Here is a 15,652-nt window from a genome sequence, read left to right on the forward strand (position 1 = left end):
TTGAAAAACGTTGATATACTTAAAGAATCAGAGGAATACATGCCTGGTGGAGTTAACAGCCCAGTCAGAGCTTTTAAGGGAGTTAATTTAAATCCGCCTGTTATAAAGAGCGGAAAAGGTGTAATAATTAAAGATGAAGAAGATAATGAATATATAGACTTCGTATTAGCTTGGGGGCCATTAATTCTAGGACATTGCGATGATGATGTTGTAGAAGCTATTAAAGAAGTTAGTTCAATGGCATTGGCTTTTGGTGCACCGACAAAATTAGAATTAGATTTGGCAAAATTTATGTGCACTAATCTAGATAATGTTGAGATGCTCAGAATGGTGAACTCTGGAACAGAAGCTACTATGAGTGCAGTTAAACTTGCAAGAGGATACACAAAGAGAAAAAGAATTGTTAAGTTTGCAGGGTGCTATCATGGACATTTTGATGGTTTTTTAATTGAAGCTGGATCAGGAGTAATGACAGGAGGAATACCAGGTTCACTTGGTGTGCCAAATGAAAGCATAGAAAATACATTAATTGGTATATATAATGATAAGGAACAAATTACAGAATTATTTAAAAAATATGGTAATGAAATTGCTGGAGTTATTATTGAGCCGGTAGCTGGAAATATGGGAGTAATAAAGGCAGAAAATGATTTTATGGAAACCCTAAGAGATCTTTGCAATGAATATGGTTCACTATTGATATTTGATGAAGTAATGAGTGGATTTAGAGTGGCATTTAAAGGAGCACAATCACTATTTAACGTTAAGCCAGATTTAGTTACTTATGCTAAGATCATGGGTGGCGGGCTTCCATGTGGTGCATATGGAGGAAGAAAAGAAATAATGAAAAATCTATCACCTTTAGGTGGAGTTTATCAAGCTGGAACTATGTCAGGTAATCCAATTGTTATGGCAGCTGGTATCGCAACTTTAAAGAAGTTGAAAAATAATCAGAATTATTATGATCACATCGAAAATATAGGAGCTAGACTTGAAGAAGGTATAATAAGTGTATCAAAAAAATATAATCTTCCAGTTGTAATGAATAGAGTTGGAGGAATGATGACTTTATTCTTTAATGATTTAAAAGAAGTTAGAACTTATGATGATGTTAAGAAATGTGATGTAAATAGATTTAATAGATATTTTGAGCATATGTTAAAATCAGGATTTAATTTACCTCCGTCACAATTTGAAGCATTATTTTTAAGCGTACAACATAAAGAAAGTCATATAGATGCTTTCTTAAAAGCATTTGAAGAATTTGCATCAAATGAAAATAAAATGAGTTTATAATAGAATGCATTAATAAACTTATAAAAGGAATGACTTACATATGAATAAAATTAATTATCAAAAGGAATTAGATTCCTTAATTGAAAATTTGGTAAAAAATGAAGAGGTTCCAACTTTACTGCTTCATAGTTGCTGTGCACCTTGCAGCAGCTATGTGTTGGAATATTTGTCGCAATATTTTAAGATAACGATCTTCTTTTATAATCCTAATATATACCCAATGGAGGAGTATACTAGAAGAGTTGCAGAACAAAAGGGTCTTATATCAGAAATGAAAGTCAAAAATGAAATAAGATTTATTGAAGGAAAATATGATACTGAAAGTTTTTATAAGGTAACTAAAGGGTTGGAAGAGGAAAAAGAAGGTGGAGTTAGATGTTTTAATTGTTATGAATTAAGACTTAATGAAGCTGCTATCATGGCCAAGGAAAAAGGCTATGATTATTTTACAACAACATTATCTATAAGCCCTCATAAAAATTCTGCTAAATTAAATGAAATTGGTAAAAAGTTATCTGAAAAATATGGTGTAAAATATTTATATTCTGACTTTAAGAAGAAAGAAGGGTATAAACGTTCTATAGAGCTTTCTAAACAATATAAATTATATAGGCAAGATTATTGTGGATGCGTATTTTCTAAAAATGAAAGAATGAGTTATGATGATGAAAAAAATAAGTAAGCAATTATTAAATAAAATATAATAAAAAAAGTACAACAGATAAATACTTAATATTATATAATAATACAAAGGAGAGGATTAATGTGTCTGATAAAATTATAGATTTTAATGAATTAAAAAATAAGGTCAAAGATAAAGACATAGATAAATTCGAAGAGTATATTTATTCTATGTACTATAAACTGGCTGAAGGCAAAATGAATATGTCTGATTTCTCCAAAAATATATTAGCTTACATGGAAGAAAATAATATATCACAAGATAAATTAATAAATATACAAAAAAAGTTTTTAGAAAGATATGGAGTAGATCCTTCTTTAATTCAGGAGCAATTTAAAATACCCGGATTTGATATGGGTGGAAGCAATTTAGACTATCAGACTATTAAAAAGACAATGGGCTTTCAAGAAAAATACAAAAGCAGAATATCTAATAAAACAATGTCTGAATATTTCATAAAAAACGAAAAAAATGATTTGAAAGTACTTCTAGAAAATTTAGATGTTATATTAGTTAGTGAGAAGAATATAGATTTAAATGATAATGAGTTAAATGAATTTTTATGCTCATATAAGAAAGTAATAGAGGATAAGAAAATAAATATAGTAATATGTGAAAATGTAAAAAATTACGAATATTAATTTTCTAGGTGAAGTGTCAGGTAAGGCATATGAAATTATATAACAAGTCCAGAATTACCATGGAATGTTCTTGTATGCAGAAAAGTTCTGTATTGGAGTATAGCTGTTCTTTTCATAAGTGCGTAGCTGCGTTTTATAAGATGTATATTTTAGAATACTAAAAAGTTAAGGGTGAGCCATAGAGAAATTAGGGCATACCCTTTATTTTTTTATATTTATGTGCCGAACATAGGTATGTGCTAATGATGATATCATGTGATTTGGATGATATAGTATCAACCATTAGTCTATGAGAAGAATGTGTCTGATGTGAATAATAATATGAAGGAAACCGAAGGTAAAGTCGTGCCTGAGGTATACAACTCACAGTTGAGGATTAGATTTGTTGCATCACATTACCTACGATTTCTATAAATATTTACTCTATAAAGGTGAATTGAATATTATAAATTTAAGTAATCCTTCAGAAAAATCCATAATATCATCTTTAGAGATATTTGATAAATCGTGAGCGCTGCTATTTAATGTAATCAGCTTGGCTTTTGAGTGCTCCTGAACACATTTATCGTAGAGTTCCTTTGAGCTTTCATAAGGAACCATATTATCTGAATCACTATGAATTATCAAAGTATTTGGATTCGATTTGTTTACATAGTTTATAGGATTATATTTTTTTATTACATCCTCTTTATTTGAAATAGAAGCAAAAATTTTTGTTAAATCATAATTTAAATCTTGAGTATTTAGTAGACTTAAATCAGTTGGACCTGCAAAATCGATCAAGTATTTTACCTTTGAAGAATAATTGCTTAAATCTCTATCATCTATAAACTCATCATCATCACTATAACTTGCCATAAGAGAAAGATGCGCACCAGATGAAACACCAATGATGCCTATTTCACTTGTATTAAGATTATAGGAATATTGATTCTTATTTATCCACCTTATAGTATCTTTAACATCAGAAATTTGCTTGGTGAAATTTTCTTTTTCTTTCATAAGTTCATAGGAAGTACTTATGATTGTGTAACCTTGTTCTCTAAAGGTATCTAGTACAGGACTCAACGCATCAGGAATATTTTTATCTCCATAAGCCCAGCTTCCACCATGCACATATACAAGTACTGGTGAAGATTTATATACTTGATTTATTGGGCCGTAAATATCTAATTTTAAGGGAACACCATTAGTATTTTTATAAATAACATCTTTGTAATTCATTGAACTTGATGATTTTTGAGTATTAAATTCTTGTATTGTCCATGCATGATTTTTTAAAGAAATATATTTATCAGCAATTCTATACGATAATATAATTCTTTTGTAGAAAAATAAACTAAAAATAAAAAGTACAATAAATAAAATTGAGAAAAATCTTTTAAAAAACTTCTTCATTAAATACTGCATGCCTAATATTTAATAAAATTTACTTAGGTATTTATAATAATTTAGGCATATCTCCTTTCTGAAAAGATTTTATAATATCAAAATACTAATATAGGCAGTCTAAAGAATGTGTATAGAAAACAGGCATTTAAGTACACTTAAAGACTATATTAGAATTTCTATATTAATATAAATTTATACTATAAATTTATATTACAAAAGATTTAAATAATTCGCAAATTAAGAAATTTGCAATTTATTGGGAAAAAATAGATGCATTTTTAATAAAAATAAAAGTATAAATAATATTTTATATTAGTATGAATATGAATAATATATAAGAAGAGACGATTAGTTATTAACCTTTTTGAAAGGAGAAGATATGAGCAATCCTTTTGGTATACTTGTTTATTTGGATGAAATTTTAGTTAGAAATTTATCCTCTTTAGTGTTAACTGGATTCATAGAAACAATAACTAGAACTCAAGCGTTTGATAGAACATTATCAGCAGGGTTTCATGAGGGAGATAGAATAGAAAATTCTAATCAAGGAAGTGTTACAAGAATTGAGAGAAAAGGATTTAAGGATAAAAATGAATTAGATGCTAATAATAATTTTGAGCATCATCATATTGATAAAGAAATAGATGCAAGGCAATGTGTAAGAGAGGAAAGGCAAGTCAAAACTACTTATACTACATTCGTATTAAATGGAAGTTTAATTAACTACTTCAATGAAAATAAGCAGTTGCAGCATAAAAATGAAAGAGATATAGAAAATAATAACATATATCCAGGAGATCTAATTGAGATTGAAGGAACAATCACAAATAAAAGCATTATGTCTTATATTGAAACTCTAATTAATTTGATAACAATATTTGGAGCAGAATACTTAGATGATTTAACTAAAGAGTGTAATGTGAAAATAAATTTTTCAATGTGTTTAAAAATGCTGACTTATATGAAAAGTATTTTAGAAAATAATAATACTACAGATTTAATTATGAAGTGTGGAAATGGAACAATAATATTAAACGTCAATAAAGATAATTTTATGAATAATAAATTTAATATATTTGATAATATAAATTGTCCGTGTAGGGTTATAGGAAAAGTAATAAAAACGTGCACTGAAGAACACGATTCTATAAGTTTACTTAGAAAAACTGGTCAAGAACAGTTTTATGAGAAGTTTTTTGAGCAATTTACTCCTCTTATAGAGTGCTTAGAGAAAAATGATATTTTTGTACCAGAGTGCCCAGATTTAAGAATTAATGAATGTGCAATCCAAATAATGCCATTAAACATTTACATGTAAAAAAATATTATGATTTTCATGTGTTTTATGGAAAAACACTTGTTTATCTATAGGATACATGATAATATATATTACAGGTGGAATATGTTTATATATACTTAAATTTGTTAATTAATAAAGATATATTTTCATATTTAATACAATTTTGAGGTGATATTAGATGAAGTTTAGAAGTACTAGGGGTCTGGATAAGAATATAGAATCTGCTAGAGCAATAATTAATGGAATTTCAAAAGATGGCGGATTGTATGTTCCAGATGAATTTCCTAAAGTCTATGATGAATTGAAGGAAGATACGCATATTAAATATGAAGATCTAGCATTTAAAGTTATCAATGAGTTTTTTACAGATATTGATGATGCGGAATTAACTGGGGCAATTAATGACGCATATAATGATAGATTCAGTGTGGAAGTAAAGAACAATTTTTTAGAATTATATCATGGACCAACTTGTGCATTTAAGGATGCAGCGTTGTTATTTTTACCACAAATCATGAAAAGAGCTAAAAAGATTTGTGATGTTAAAGAGGATATAACAATTCTTACAGCAACATCAGGAGATACAGGAAAAGCTGCACTTGAAGGTTTTAAAAATGTTGATGGTTTTAAAGTTGTAGTTTATTATCCTAAGAATGGTGTTAGTGCAATTCAGGAAAGACAAATGGCAAGTCAAGAAGGAAACAATGTTAAGGTCATTGGAATAAAGGGGAATTTCGATGATGCTCAGACAGGCGTAAAAGAAATCTTCGGAGATAATGAATTCAGAGAAGGGCTATCTCAAAAAGGATTTATCTTATCATCGGCAAACTCCATTAATATTGGAAGATTAGTACCTCAAATAGTGTATTATTTTTATGGATATTTCAATTTAGTGAACCAAGGAGTAATACAAAGAGATGAACCTATAAATGTTGTAGTTCCTACAGGAAATTTTGGAAACATATTAGCAGGATATTATGCTAAGCAAATGGGATTACCAATAGATAAATTTATATGTGCATCAAATGAAAATAAAGTTCTTGCAGATTTCTTTGAAACTGGGGTATATGACAAGAAAAGAGAACTTATTTTAACAGAATCACCGTCTATGGATATACTTGTTTCATCTAATCTTGAAAGATTATTATTTGAAGCAAGCGGTAGAGATACTGAAGTTGTTAGTAAATTAATGGAAGATCTAACTACTAAAGGTGTTTATGAAGTAAATGAAAAAATTAAAAGCTTCATAAAAGAATTTTATGGAAACTTTGCAACTACAGAAGAAGTGTATGATGCTATAAAGGAAGTTTATAAGAAAGATAATTACTTGATGGATACTCATACAGCAGTGGCATATGTAGTTAAAAAGAAGTATATAGAAGAAACTAAAGACGACAAACCAACTTTAATACTTTCAACAGCAAGTCCGTTTAAATTTCCAAGAAGTATTTGTAATGCACTTGATATTGATGTAGAGGGATTAGATGATTTTAAAGTACTAAATAAATTATCTGATTCAACAAATAATAAAATACCAAATAGTTTAAGCACTTTGGAAAATGCAAAAGTAAGACATGATGAAGTTTGGGATAAGAGTGAGATGAGAAATGCTCTATTATCTTATTTGAATTCATAGGTGATAAACATATGATTACAGTTAGAGTACCAGCTACATCAGCAAATATGGGACCTGGATTCGACACGCTTGGAATAGCATTAAATTTATACAATGATTTTGCATTCAGGGAAATAGAAGATGGTTTGAAGTTTAATGGAATGCCAGAAGAGTTTTGTAATGAAGATAATATTATTTACAAAGCAATGAAATATTGTTTTGATAAAGCGGGCTATAAAATAAAAGGATTAGAAATAAGTGAAATTAAACAAAATGTTCCAGTATCTAGAGGTCTTGGAAGTAGCTCTACATGTATAGTTGGGGGACTAGTAGGAGCTAACGAAATCTTGGGGAAGAAGTTTTCAGAAGAAGAGTTGTTGGAGATGGCTGTAGAAATTGAAGGACATCCAGACAATGTTGCACCAGCCTTACTTGGGGGCATGGTTGTTGCAATAGTTGATGAAAACAAGACCTATTATGATAAGATAGATGTAAAAAATGGAATTAAGTTTATTTCGATAATTCCTAATTTTAGATTATCTACTGAAGAAGCAAGAAAAGTGCTTCCGAAGGAGATAAGTTTAAAAGATGGAGTATATAATGTATCAAGAGCAGCTCTTATGGTTGCATGTTTTTCTAGCGGAAAATATGAACTATTAAGGTATGCATGTAAAGATGCCTTTCACCAAAATTACAGGAGTAAATTAATTCCTGGTTTTGAAGAGGTGTATAATAAGAGTTATGAATTAGGAGCTCTAGCTTGCTATTTAAGTGGAGCAGGTCCTACAATCATGGCGATTATCGATGAAAAGGATGAGCGCTTTAGCAATAAGCTTAAAGAATTCTTGCAAATAAAAGGATTGGAATGGAACATATTAGAGTTATCTTTAGATAATGCGGGGGCAACCATTATAGAAGGTACAAAATGATGAGTGGAGATTACTTGGTTATAGATAAAAGGGTTTTACCTGATGTTTATGAAAAAGTTCTTTTTGCAAAAAAATTATTAAAAGATGGAAAAGTAAAAGAAATAACTGAAGCAGTAAAAATAGCAGGAATAAGTAGAAGTGTTTACTATAAATATAGAGATTTTGTATTTGATTTTGCAGAAACTTCAGAGGGTAGAAAAGTTACCTATAATATTATATTTAAGAATGAAAAAGGGCTTTTGTCAAACATAAGCAATTATATTACAGAAAAAGGTGGAGATATCTTGACAATAAATCAAGGTATACCTTTAAATGGCTATGCTAACTTAAGCATAACCATAGATTTATCTACTGTAGATGGAGATATAAAAACATTGACAGAGGGCTTACTTAACATAAGAAATGTTGAAAAAGTTGAGTTTATAGGAATGGAATAGGAAGGGAAACCTTCCTATTTTAATTATATCAATTTTAAAGAATATTAATAAAATATAAAACCTGTTTAAAATATGCTAAAATAAATTAAAGTCGGTAGAGACAAGTTCTATAGGGAACGAGGAAGGTTTTATAATAACTATAAAGGTTAGAAATATCACATTATTCAGAAATGGAGGTGTGTTTTTTATTACACAAAATTAAAATGGAGTGATTTCATGATTAGAAATAAATATGAAAGTGATTATATAATTAAAAAGCTTGGATTAAATAGAATGTCAGAAAAGATATTTACGGATAATTCAACTTTAGATGAAATTAAAAGTTATTTAGAAGAGAATACCTATGAATATTATAATATAAGAGATAAATCTGTATCAGGAGGTAAGTTTTTATATATGCTTACTAAAGATAAAGTATTGTTGGAAAGCAAAAAATACAAGAGATATGCAGTATATGAGAGTTTAGCCATTGCAGATGGTAGATTAATATTACAAGGTGACATAGAGATAGACAGAGATTTTATTATGAGAGCATCGTTAAGTGATATAAAAGGAATATCAAATAGAATTGCAATGGAAAAGCCAGTATATAATATTTATAATTACGATTTAAAAGAAAAAAGAGATCCGCCAATAAGTGGATTATCTAAAGTTATAGATTATATATCACAAAATTTTTTAATTGACATGGTGGTTGAGTTCTCTCTGTTTGAAATACCAGTAGGAATAAATCAAGAAAATATAATAATTTGGGAATTAAGAAACTACTAAAAAGTGATGACTAAAAATATCTTGAAATAAATTCCAAGATATTTTTTTATGAAAGAACAAACTTCATTTTCTTGTAACTCATATATTAAAATTTTTTCACCATATAAATAAAAGGCACTCATTATGAGTACCTATCAATAATTAGAGAAAGCAAAGTGGAAAGTTTGAACTCTAACTTACTTAATTTTATTATAGCATAAAGAGTGGAATATATGAATGCCTGAAATAAAAAAACAATTTAGCATAAACTCTATAATTATTTATTTCAAGATGAATTAAAAAAATCACAAAAATATTGAAGAGTTTAGAAAATACTAGTATGTTTAAACTACAAAAAATACAATTATTTTTTCAACTTACAAGTAATGACATAAATTTACATAGAAAGATGTTATAATTTAATTGTAAAAGGGTTTTAAAATAAAAATGGGGTGAGATAATGAGAATATTATGTAATAATTGTGGTTTGAAATGTCATATTAAGGAATGGAAGGAAAGGCTTGATGATTTATTAGCTAAAAAGCAAAATAACTTATTGGATGATGAAGTAATTTGCTTAAGTCAATCTATTGATGATTTAATATCTGACTGTATATTTTGCAATACAAGCAATTTATATAGTTCCAATCGAAGAAATACCGGTGAAAGAGATTCTATTTTATACTACTATGGAGAGCAGCATTTAATTGTTAATTTATATAATTACATAGAAGAAGGAATAAGAAGTAAAGAAAATATCTATATTTCTGTTGAGAAAAATTTTTATAAGAGATTAGAAAATTATCTTATAATTAATAGAATTCCTACAGAAAAATTTAAATTTATGTGCTTAAAAGACATGAAATCAATGATTGAGAATAATCATAAGTCTATTAAACTAGGGGAAGAAAAATCTAGGTGGATAGTTCAACCATCTTTGCAAAAGCATTTTTTATATGCAGAGAGTACTTTAAACAAACATACTAAAGATTTAGATTTAGACATTCTATATATATATGATGCTTATGAGTATATTCATAGAAATGTTAAGAGTGAGTTAAACTCTAAACTATTAGGAAAATGTCAATATTCGCTAAAAAGAGAAAGTCATGAATTATGGGTTTAACAATAATGTAGAATTAAGAGTCTTATATTTAAGGCTCTTTTTTGTTAGGTAATCGCTGATGGATGCGAAGTTTTCACAAAATATAATGAAAATACTTTTATTCTCGTAGGAAATTAAAAAGATCTTTAGTTGTGAAATTGGATCATTTTAATGAATTACGTAATGTGAAAATTTCAAAATGATGCAACTAAGTATATAACATATCGCCTTGTTTATGTTAAGTAGAAAATATTAAAATTTCAGAAAAGCTCCTAAAGGAGGAGCTTGTATATATATTTATAGCTATAAAGAATATTTATCTGCCATTTATATTCATTGGTGAAAATGATATGCTGCCATCACCAATGATTATAATTTTATAATCATATTTCATAGGACGCATTACATATTTCATTGAATGCCCTTCAAACCTTATAGATTGTTGTATCCTTTTGTTGCCGTCGAATATAATCATAAAAACTTCATTAGGAGAAAGGTTCTGAACATTATACATAACATTTTGCATGATACTTAAATCCGATATGGTATAAAATCCTTCCGAAAAGTTTTGTGGGAGAGATGCAGCATTAGCAGTTGGTTTATTAATATTAAATGTGATTAGTAAAATAATAGAAAGTGCAAAAGTAAATTTTTTCATTATTTAACCACCTTTCATAATTTAAATTCGAATATTGAACCGCTCAAATTTTATTATTAGAATTTAGATAAAATATATAACAGAAATATGTTAGAAGATTAATATGAATACTAGGAATTAATGAATATAAAGTAAATGTAGCTGGTAATATTGATTAATAGTTATGCTATTGCAACAAATAGAATTACAATAAGTATTATTAGAGACTGAGAAAGTATAGATTGCTTAAAACTGAGTTTTAAATTTTTTGCGAAATACCAATAAGCTAAAAACATATAAATAAAAAAAGGAGAATTAGTTCCAAATAGATAGCCCCCCCTTAGAAATGTGTAGGGGATAGACTGGGGAGGTATTTTGTAAGATAATAAATTAATTACTATTCCTCTTATATTTTTCATATGCATGGCCATTGAAGGGATGAGAATTAATTTTATCGAAAAACCAGCTATGAAGTTTTGGGATAAAGAAATAGAGAGCAAATTCCTAAATAAAAGTAGAGATTACATAGATAGGGTTTTCGCACGGCATATCTCAAATTAAGTCTGACAATTTTATTGTCTAGATTTCATTATTGCTATGAACTAAAACTTATATTAAATTATTAAGGTATGCAGGCTTAGAAATTACCAATATTTCTGGGTTTGCTTTTTTATGTCTTAGATAACTATATGAAGCTAAATTTGCGAACAGTGAGTTCATTAACTGTGAGTATAAATTACGGGAAGACTGGTTCGTCTGAATCAGCTTAATATTTAGTAGGAGATTTATTATTTATAGTATTATGGAATTATGGAGCTGTTTTAAGTAAGTAATTTCATGAGCGGCTTAATGATTAACGAGATTAATCATTAATTAGTATAAACTTTGAATGAGTGAGTATACTAAAGTCAAGAATAATATGCAAAATAGAAATTTAGATATAAGTACATAAGATATTACAAAAGAAGATTTTAGGACTATATACCTTATATAATATAGATTAATGATGATAATGTTTAGTCATGTTAGTCTATATGTTATTTAGAAATAATATTTATATATCATTATGTGGCTTACTGATACAAATTTTTAACATGAGTTAAATCTAAAGAAGTGTAAGGAGAGATAATTATGACTAATAAACGTAAAGTCACTAAAAAGCAAATGGCATCATTAGGATTAAGAAAGACTGAAAATGGAGATTATGATTACATAAATCCAAATGATCCAAATTCAAAATATAAACCTGTAAGAAAAGAGCCAAATAAATAAGGCTCTTTTTTATTTTAATTAAATTTATTTAAATTCTATAAGCAGTATTGTCAGATTTCATAATAATAATACGAATTATATTATGAAAAGCAAAAAAACAACTGACAGAAGTTTTGCAGTACTCATTAAAACCAGGGTTTTAAATTTATTAAGAAGAGTAAACAAAAAATAGTTACTTTATGTAAAAGAAAATAACTATTGGGAGGGATTTTATAACTTGGAGAATAAACTAGTTGAAAAATTAGATGATTTAAACATTAGCGATACTGATTTGTTGCTATCTAAAGATATAAAGTTATCATTAGATGATATTACTATAAAGAGGATTGAAAAATTAGTTGGCAAAAAAGCTGGCTATTATAATTCAAATAATACGTTTAAAGAAAAGGTAAATTATATTTTAGGGGGGATTTATATGAAAAGAAAAATAGCTTTAGTACTATCTGTTGTAGCGCTTTTAAGTTTAGGTGGAGGAGTATATGCTCATGCAAAAACCACTCCTGTAGCATACGTTAGTGTGGATATTAATCCAAGTATTGAATTATCAGTAAATACATTTGATCAAGTTATTTCAGCAGAATCATATAATGAAGATGGTAAAAAAGTGTTGGAAGATACTAATTTAGTAAATAGCGATGTTGATGATGCAGTTAAGAATATTATTACAAATGCAGTTTCAGATGGATATATAAAGGAAGACGGTACATCGGCAGTTGAAATTACTACAGCTACGGATAAAGATAATGTGGCGACGAAGTTAGATGAATCTTTAAAACAAATTGCTGACAAATCATTAGAGGAAAATAATATAGAAGCAACAGTTGAAACTCAGAATGTTGCTCTTTCAAGAAGAGATGAAGCAAGAAAGTTAGGAATAACTCCAGGCAAACTAAACTTGATACAAAAACTACAGGAATTAGATCCAACTATAAATGTAGAAGATTATAAATCAAGTTCTGTAAAAGATATACAAAAGAAGACTAAAGAATTAAAGAAGATCAATAATAATGAAGAGACTACAGTTAAAGATGATGCAAATACTGGTGGAAACGTAGAAGGTGATACTAATCAAGATGCAGTTGCAGAAGAGAAAATAAGCAATTCTTCTTCTTCTAAATCAAATGGAAATGGAAGTATCAAGAAAGAAGAGAATAGTGATTCATCTAGTAAAAAAGAAGAAAATGCCACAGAAGTTGAAAAATCAAAAGATAATTCAGCTAAAACTCAAAAACAAAGTGATAACAGTAATTCAAACTCACAGAATGGTAATAAGGATAAAAATAAAAATAACTAAATAGTTTAAAATGAGTAGCTAATATAGAAAATAATAATAGCTACTCATTTTTGTATGTATGCGATAACAAATTTGAATTTATAACTCTATTAAATCAAGTGAAAGAGAAGAATAATAAATTTAATTTAAATATATATCAGCTAAATAGTATAAAAAATTATTATTGAAGAATCACTAGTAATAGCATTAATAGGATTTATCTATATATTTAATATATATTACATAGAACAGGAGAGAAAAGAAAATATAAGTATTTATCATTGATAATGTAAAAGTTAATATATTTTTTGAAATTTATTGTCAGATTTTATTTATGTATTACGAACTGTATAATATATAACGAAATTTTAGGGGAAGAAGGTGCGTTTTGATTTCGGATATTGAATTACTAAACCTTTTGGATACGAAACCGGAAATAGGCCTTAAGAAGCTGATGGATAACTATATGGCACTTATTTACACAATAATATTTAATAAACTTTCTGGAATGTATTCAAAAGAAGATATAGAAGAATGTGTAAGTGATGTGTTTTTTGAAGTATTTCATTATAAAAATAGAATTGATTTAGATAAGGGATCAATTAAAGCCTTTTTGGCAATTATAGCAAAAAGAAAAGCTATAGATATGTATAGAAAAAATAAAAATAATAATCATCTTCCAATAGATGATGTAGCCCAAGAATTACATAGTGTTGTAGATGATGCAGCACATTCGATTTTATTAAAAGAAAGCAATTCTGAGCTTATAAATGCTATAAAATCATTAGGAGAACCTGATAGCGAAATAATTATAAGAAAATATTACTTACATCAAAGCTCGAAAGACATTTCCAGTGATCTGGGTTTAAAAGTTAATACAATTGATAAAAAAGTCTCTAGATGTATGGAAAAATTAAAAAAATTATTGGGAGGTGGGAGATAAATTGGATGACAAATTATTTGAATTATTAGATGACTTAAACATTAGTGATACTGATTTATTATTGAATGAAAATATTAATCTATCTATGGACTTGTCTTCTAGAAAACGTATTGAAGAATCTGTAAAGAAAAAAACGGGATACTTAAGCAAGAAAGATACATTTAACAATAATATGAAAAATATTTTAGGGGGAACTTATATGAAGAGAAAAATAGCTTTAGCTGCATCAATTGCAGTAGCATTTAGTTTAGGAGGAGGAGTATATGCTTATGCTAAAACTCCGGTAGCATATGTCAGTCTGGATATTAATCCAAGTGTTGAATTAGGAGTAAACGCTTTTGATACAGTGGTATCTGCAGAAGCGTATAATAAAGATGGTGAAAAAGTTCTAGAAGGAACTAATCTGGTAAACACTAAAGTTGACAATGCAGTCAGTACAGTAATAACAAATGCCATATCAGATGGTTACATAAAGGAAGATAGTACAAATGTAACAACCTCTGCGGCAGTTGAAATTACAGTATCTACAGATAAGGATGGCTTAGCAGATAAATTAAATGAATCCTTAAAAGAAACTGCAGATGAAACATTAAAAGATAATGATTTAGAAGCAGAAGTCGAAACTGATAAAGTAGCGCTTGCAAGAAGAGATGAAGCAAGGCAACTTGGAATAACTCCAGGAAAATTAAATCTTATACAAAAGCTTCAAGCACTAGATCCAAGTATTAAGGTAGAGGATTATAAATTGATTTCGGTTAAGGAAATTCAAAAGAAAGCTAAAGAATTGAGAAAAATGACTAGAACTGATAATGATGCTGTTGATGTAGATAATTCTGTAGATACTAATACGAATGCTACAGATAGTAATACTAATACTGAAACAGATACTAACACAAGCAATAGCAATCAGGATGCTGATGTAACGTCTGAATCTACAGAAGATATTACATTTACACAATCATCAATAGGAGAACAAAAAACTAAAGAAGCTAAGACAGAAAAAAGTAATGACTCATGGAATGAGAAAAGTAATAATGGCAATTTGAAAAAAGAAGAAAATAGCAATGCAGGTATTAAGCAAGAAGAAAATGAAGATAAGAAATATGAAAAGTCTTCAAATGGATCTGAAAAAAGGGATGCTGAAACTCATGGAAATAGTAACTCATCAAAGTCAGAGAAAAGTAATAATGGCAATTCAGATTCCAAAGGCAAAGGAAATGATAAAAATAAATAGGCAGTAATTTAAACTGATACATTTTTTATAGAGATGGGATAATTTTAATACGTAAATTATCCTGTCTCTATAAACATTTTAAGAACTTTAAAATTCTAGAAAAATATTTTTCATAAATTTAATAACCTGAGTTCTAAATCTGTATA

At 27.9% G+C, this 15,652-nt stretch carries 15 protein-coding genes; 13 read left to right on the plus strand and 2 right to left on the minus strand.

Annotated elements, in window-relative coordinates; all coding sequences use genetic code 11:
* The 3 genes from hemL to PZA12_RS07120 all read left to right on the plus strand — a co-directional run bounded on the left by hemL (position 1) and on the right by PZA12_RS07120 (position 2,619).
* The gene (hemL, locus tag PZA12_RS07110) at positions 1 to 1,296 is read left to right on the plus strand and encodes a glutamate-1-semialdehyde 2,1-aminomutase (protein WP_103697670.1); all 1,296 of its coding nucleotides are present in this window, start codon (positions 1 to 3) and stop codon (positions 1,294 to 1,296) included.
* A 40-nt stretch (positions 1,297 to 1,336) separates the two neighbouring features.
* Positions 1,337 to 1,978: an epoxyqueuosine reductase QueH gene (locus PZA12_RS07115; RefSeq protein WP_103697671.1), complete on the plus strand. Its 642-nt coding sequence runs from the start codon at positions 1,337 to 1,339 to the stop codon at positions 1,976 to 1,978.
* Positions 1,979 to 2,061: 83 nt separating this feature from the next.
* Positions 2,062 to 2,619, plus strand: coding sequence for a DUF3867 domain-containing protein (locus tag PZA12_RS07120; RefSeq protein WP_077843466.1), 558 nt, complete (start codon positions 2,062 to 2,064; stop codon positions 2,617 to 2,619).
* A 423-nt stretch (positions 2,620 to 3,042) separates the two neighbouring features.
* Here PZA12_RS07120 and PZA12_RS07125 read toward each other — a convergent pair whose 3' ends face one another.
* Positions 3,043 to 4,017, minus strand: coding sequence for an alpha/beta hydrolase (locus PZA12_RS07125; protein WP_078114928.1), 975 nt, complete (start codon positions 4,015 to 4,017; stop codon positions 3,043 to 3,045).
* A gap of 373 nt (positions 4,018 to 4,390) precedes the next feature.
* Here PZA12_RS07125 and PZA12_RS07130 point away from each other — a divergent pair, with 373 nt between their 5' ends.
* The 6 genes from PZA12_RS07130 (at position 4,391) to PZA12_RS07155 (ending at position 10,168) form a co-directional block, all read left to right on the plus strand.
* Positions 4,391 to 5,329, plus strand: coding sequence for a DUF6414 family protein (locus tag PZA12_RS07130; RefSeq protein WP_078114929.1), 939 nt, complete (start codon positions 4,391 to 4,393; stop codon positions 5,327 to 5,329).
* Positions 5,330 to 5,489: 160 nt separating this feature from the next.
* Complete coding sequence (thrC, locus tag PZA12_RS07135; protein ID WP_103697672.1) at positions 5,490 to 6,947, plus strand: threonine synthase; 1,458 nt, start codon at positions 5,490 to 5,492, stop codon at positions 6,945 to 6,947.
* 11 nt (positions 6,948 to 6,958) lie between these two features.
* Positions 6,959 to 7,855 (plus strand): homoserine kinase, encoded by an 897-nt coding sequence (gene thrB / locus PZA12_RS07140; RefSeq protein WP_078114931.1) that lies wholly within the window; start codon positions 6,959 to 6,961, stop codon positions 7,853 to 7,855.
* Positions 7,855 to 8,292, plus strand: coding sequence for an ACT domain-containing protein (locus PZA12_RS07145; protein WP_023974269.1), 438 nt, complete (start codon positions 7,855 to 7,857; stop codon positions 8,290 to 8,292). Before thrB ends, PZA12_RS07145 begins: the two co-directional genes overlap by 1 nt.
* Before the next feature lie 216 nt (positions 8,293 to 8,508).
* Positions 8,509 to 9,063, plus strand: coding sequence for a hypothetical protein (locus PZA12_RS07150; protein ID WP_103697673.1), 555 nt, complete (start codon positions 8,509 to 8,511; stop codon positions 9,061 to 9,063).
* Positions 9,064 to 9,502: 439 nt separating this feature from the next.
* Entirely contained in the window at positions 9,503 to 10,168 is a 666-nt protein-coding gene (locus tag PZA12_RS07155; protein WP_103697674.1) for a hypothetical protein, read from the plus strand.
* A 295-nt stretch (positions 10,169 to 10,463) separates the two neighbouring features.
* Here PZA12_RS07155 and PZA12_RS07160 read toward each other — a convergent pair whose 3' ends face one another.
* On the minus strand, positions 10,464 to 10,805 hold the full coding sequence (locus tag PZA12_RS07160) for a hypothetical protein (protein WP_077843472.1): 342 nt from the start codon (positions 10,803 to 10,805) through the stop codon (positions 10,464 to 10,466).
* Between the two features lie 1,110 nt (positions 10,806 to 11,915).
* On the opposite strand from PZA12_RS07160, the gene PZA12_RS07165 reads away from it, so the two are divergent.
* From PZA12_RS07165 to PZA12_RS07180, 4 genes are all read left to right on the plus strand, one after another.
* Complete coding sequence (locus tag PZA12_RS07165) at positions 11,916 to 12,056, plus strand: hypothetical protein (protein WP_011968634.1); 141 nt, start codon at positions 11,916 to 11,918, stop codon at positions 12,054 to 12,056.
* A 217-nt stretch (positions 12,057 to 12,273) separates the two neighbouring features.
* The gene (locus PZA12_RS07170) at positions 12,274 to 13,350 is read left to right on the plus strand and encodes an anti-sigma-I factor RsgI family protein (RefSeq protein WP_103697675.1); all 1,077 of its coding nucleotides are present in this window, start codon (positions 12,274 to 12,276) and stop codon (positions 13,348 to 13,350) included.
* Positions 13,351 to 13,717: 367 nt separating this feature from the next.
* Positions 13,718 to 14,272: a sigma-70 family RNA polymerase sigma factor gene (locus tag PZA12_RS07175; protein WP_077837974.1), complete on the plus strand. Its 555-nt coding sequence runs from the start codon at positions 13,718 to 13,720 to the stop codon at positions 14,270 to 14,272.
* A gap of 1 nt (position 14,273) precedes the next feature.
* Positions 14,274 to 15,506, plus strand: coding sequence for an anti-sigma-I factor RsgI family protein (locus tag PZA12_RS07180; RefSeq protein ID WP_103697676.1), 1,233 nt, complete (start codon positions 14,274 to 14,276; stop codon positions 15,504 to 15,506).
* The last annotated feature ends 146 nt before the right edge of the window (positions 15,507 to 15,652 follow it).

The sequence above is a fragment of the Clostridium beijerinckii genome (assembly GCF_036699995.1).
Classification (GTDB): domain Bacteria; phylum Bacillota; class Clostridia; order Clostridiales; family Clostridiaceae; genus Clostridium; species Clostridium helianthi.

Excerpts from the sequence above, each read along its gene's own strand:
- PZA12_RS07115 (WP_103697671.1), top strand. The coding sequence starts at position 1,337 with ATGAATAAAATTAATTATCAAAAGGAATTAGATTCCTTAATTGAAAAT.
- PZA12_RS07125 (WP_078114928.1), bottom strand. The coding sequence starts at position 4,017 with ATGAAGAAGTTTTTTAAAAGATTTTTCTCAATTTTATTTATTGTACTT.
- PZA12_RS07130 (WP_078114929.1), top strand. The coding sequence starts at position 4,391 with ATGAGCAATCCTTTTGGTATACTTGTTTATTTGGATGAAATTTTAGTT.
- PZA12_RS07145 (WP_023974269.1), top strand. The coding sequence starts at position 7,855 with ATGAGTGGAGATTACTTGGTTATAGATAAAAGGGTTTTACCTGATGTT.
- thrC (WP_103697672.1), top strand. The coding sequence starts at position 5,490 with ATGAAGTTTAGAAGTACTAGGGGTCTGGATAAGAATATAGAATCTGCT.
- PZA12_RS07165 (WP_011968634.1), top strand. The coding sequence starts at position 11,916 with ATGACTAATAAACGTAAAGTCACTAAAAAGCAAATGGCATCATTAGGA.
- thrB (WP_078114931.1), top strand. The coding sequence starts at position 6,959 with ATGATTACAGTTAGAGTACCAGCTACATCAGCAAATATGGGACCTGGA.
- PZA12_RS07160 (WP_077843472.1), bottom strand. The coding sequence starts at position 10,805 with ATGAAAAAATTTACTTTTGCACTTTCTATTATTTTACTAATCACATTT.
- PZA12_RS07155 (WP_103697674.1), top strand. The coding sequence starts at position 9,503 with ATGAGAATATTATGTAATAATTGTGGTTTGAAATGTCATATTAAGGAA.
- PZA12_RS07150 (WP_103697673.1), top strand. The coding sequence starts at position 8,509 with ATGATTAGAAATAAATATGAAAGTGATTATATAATTAAAAAGCTTGGA.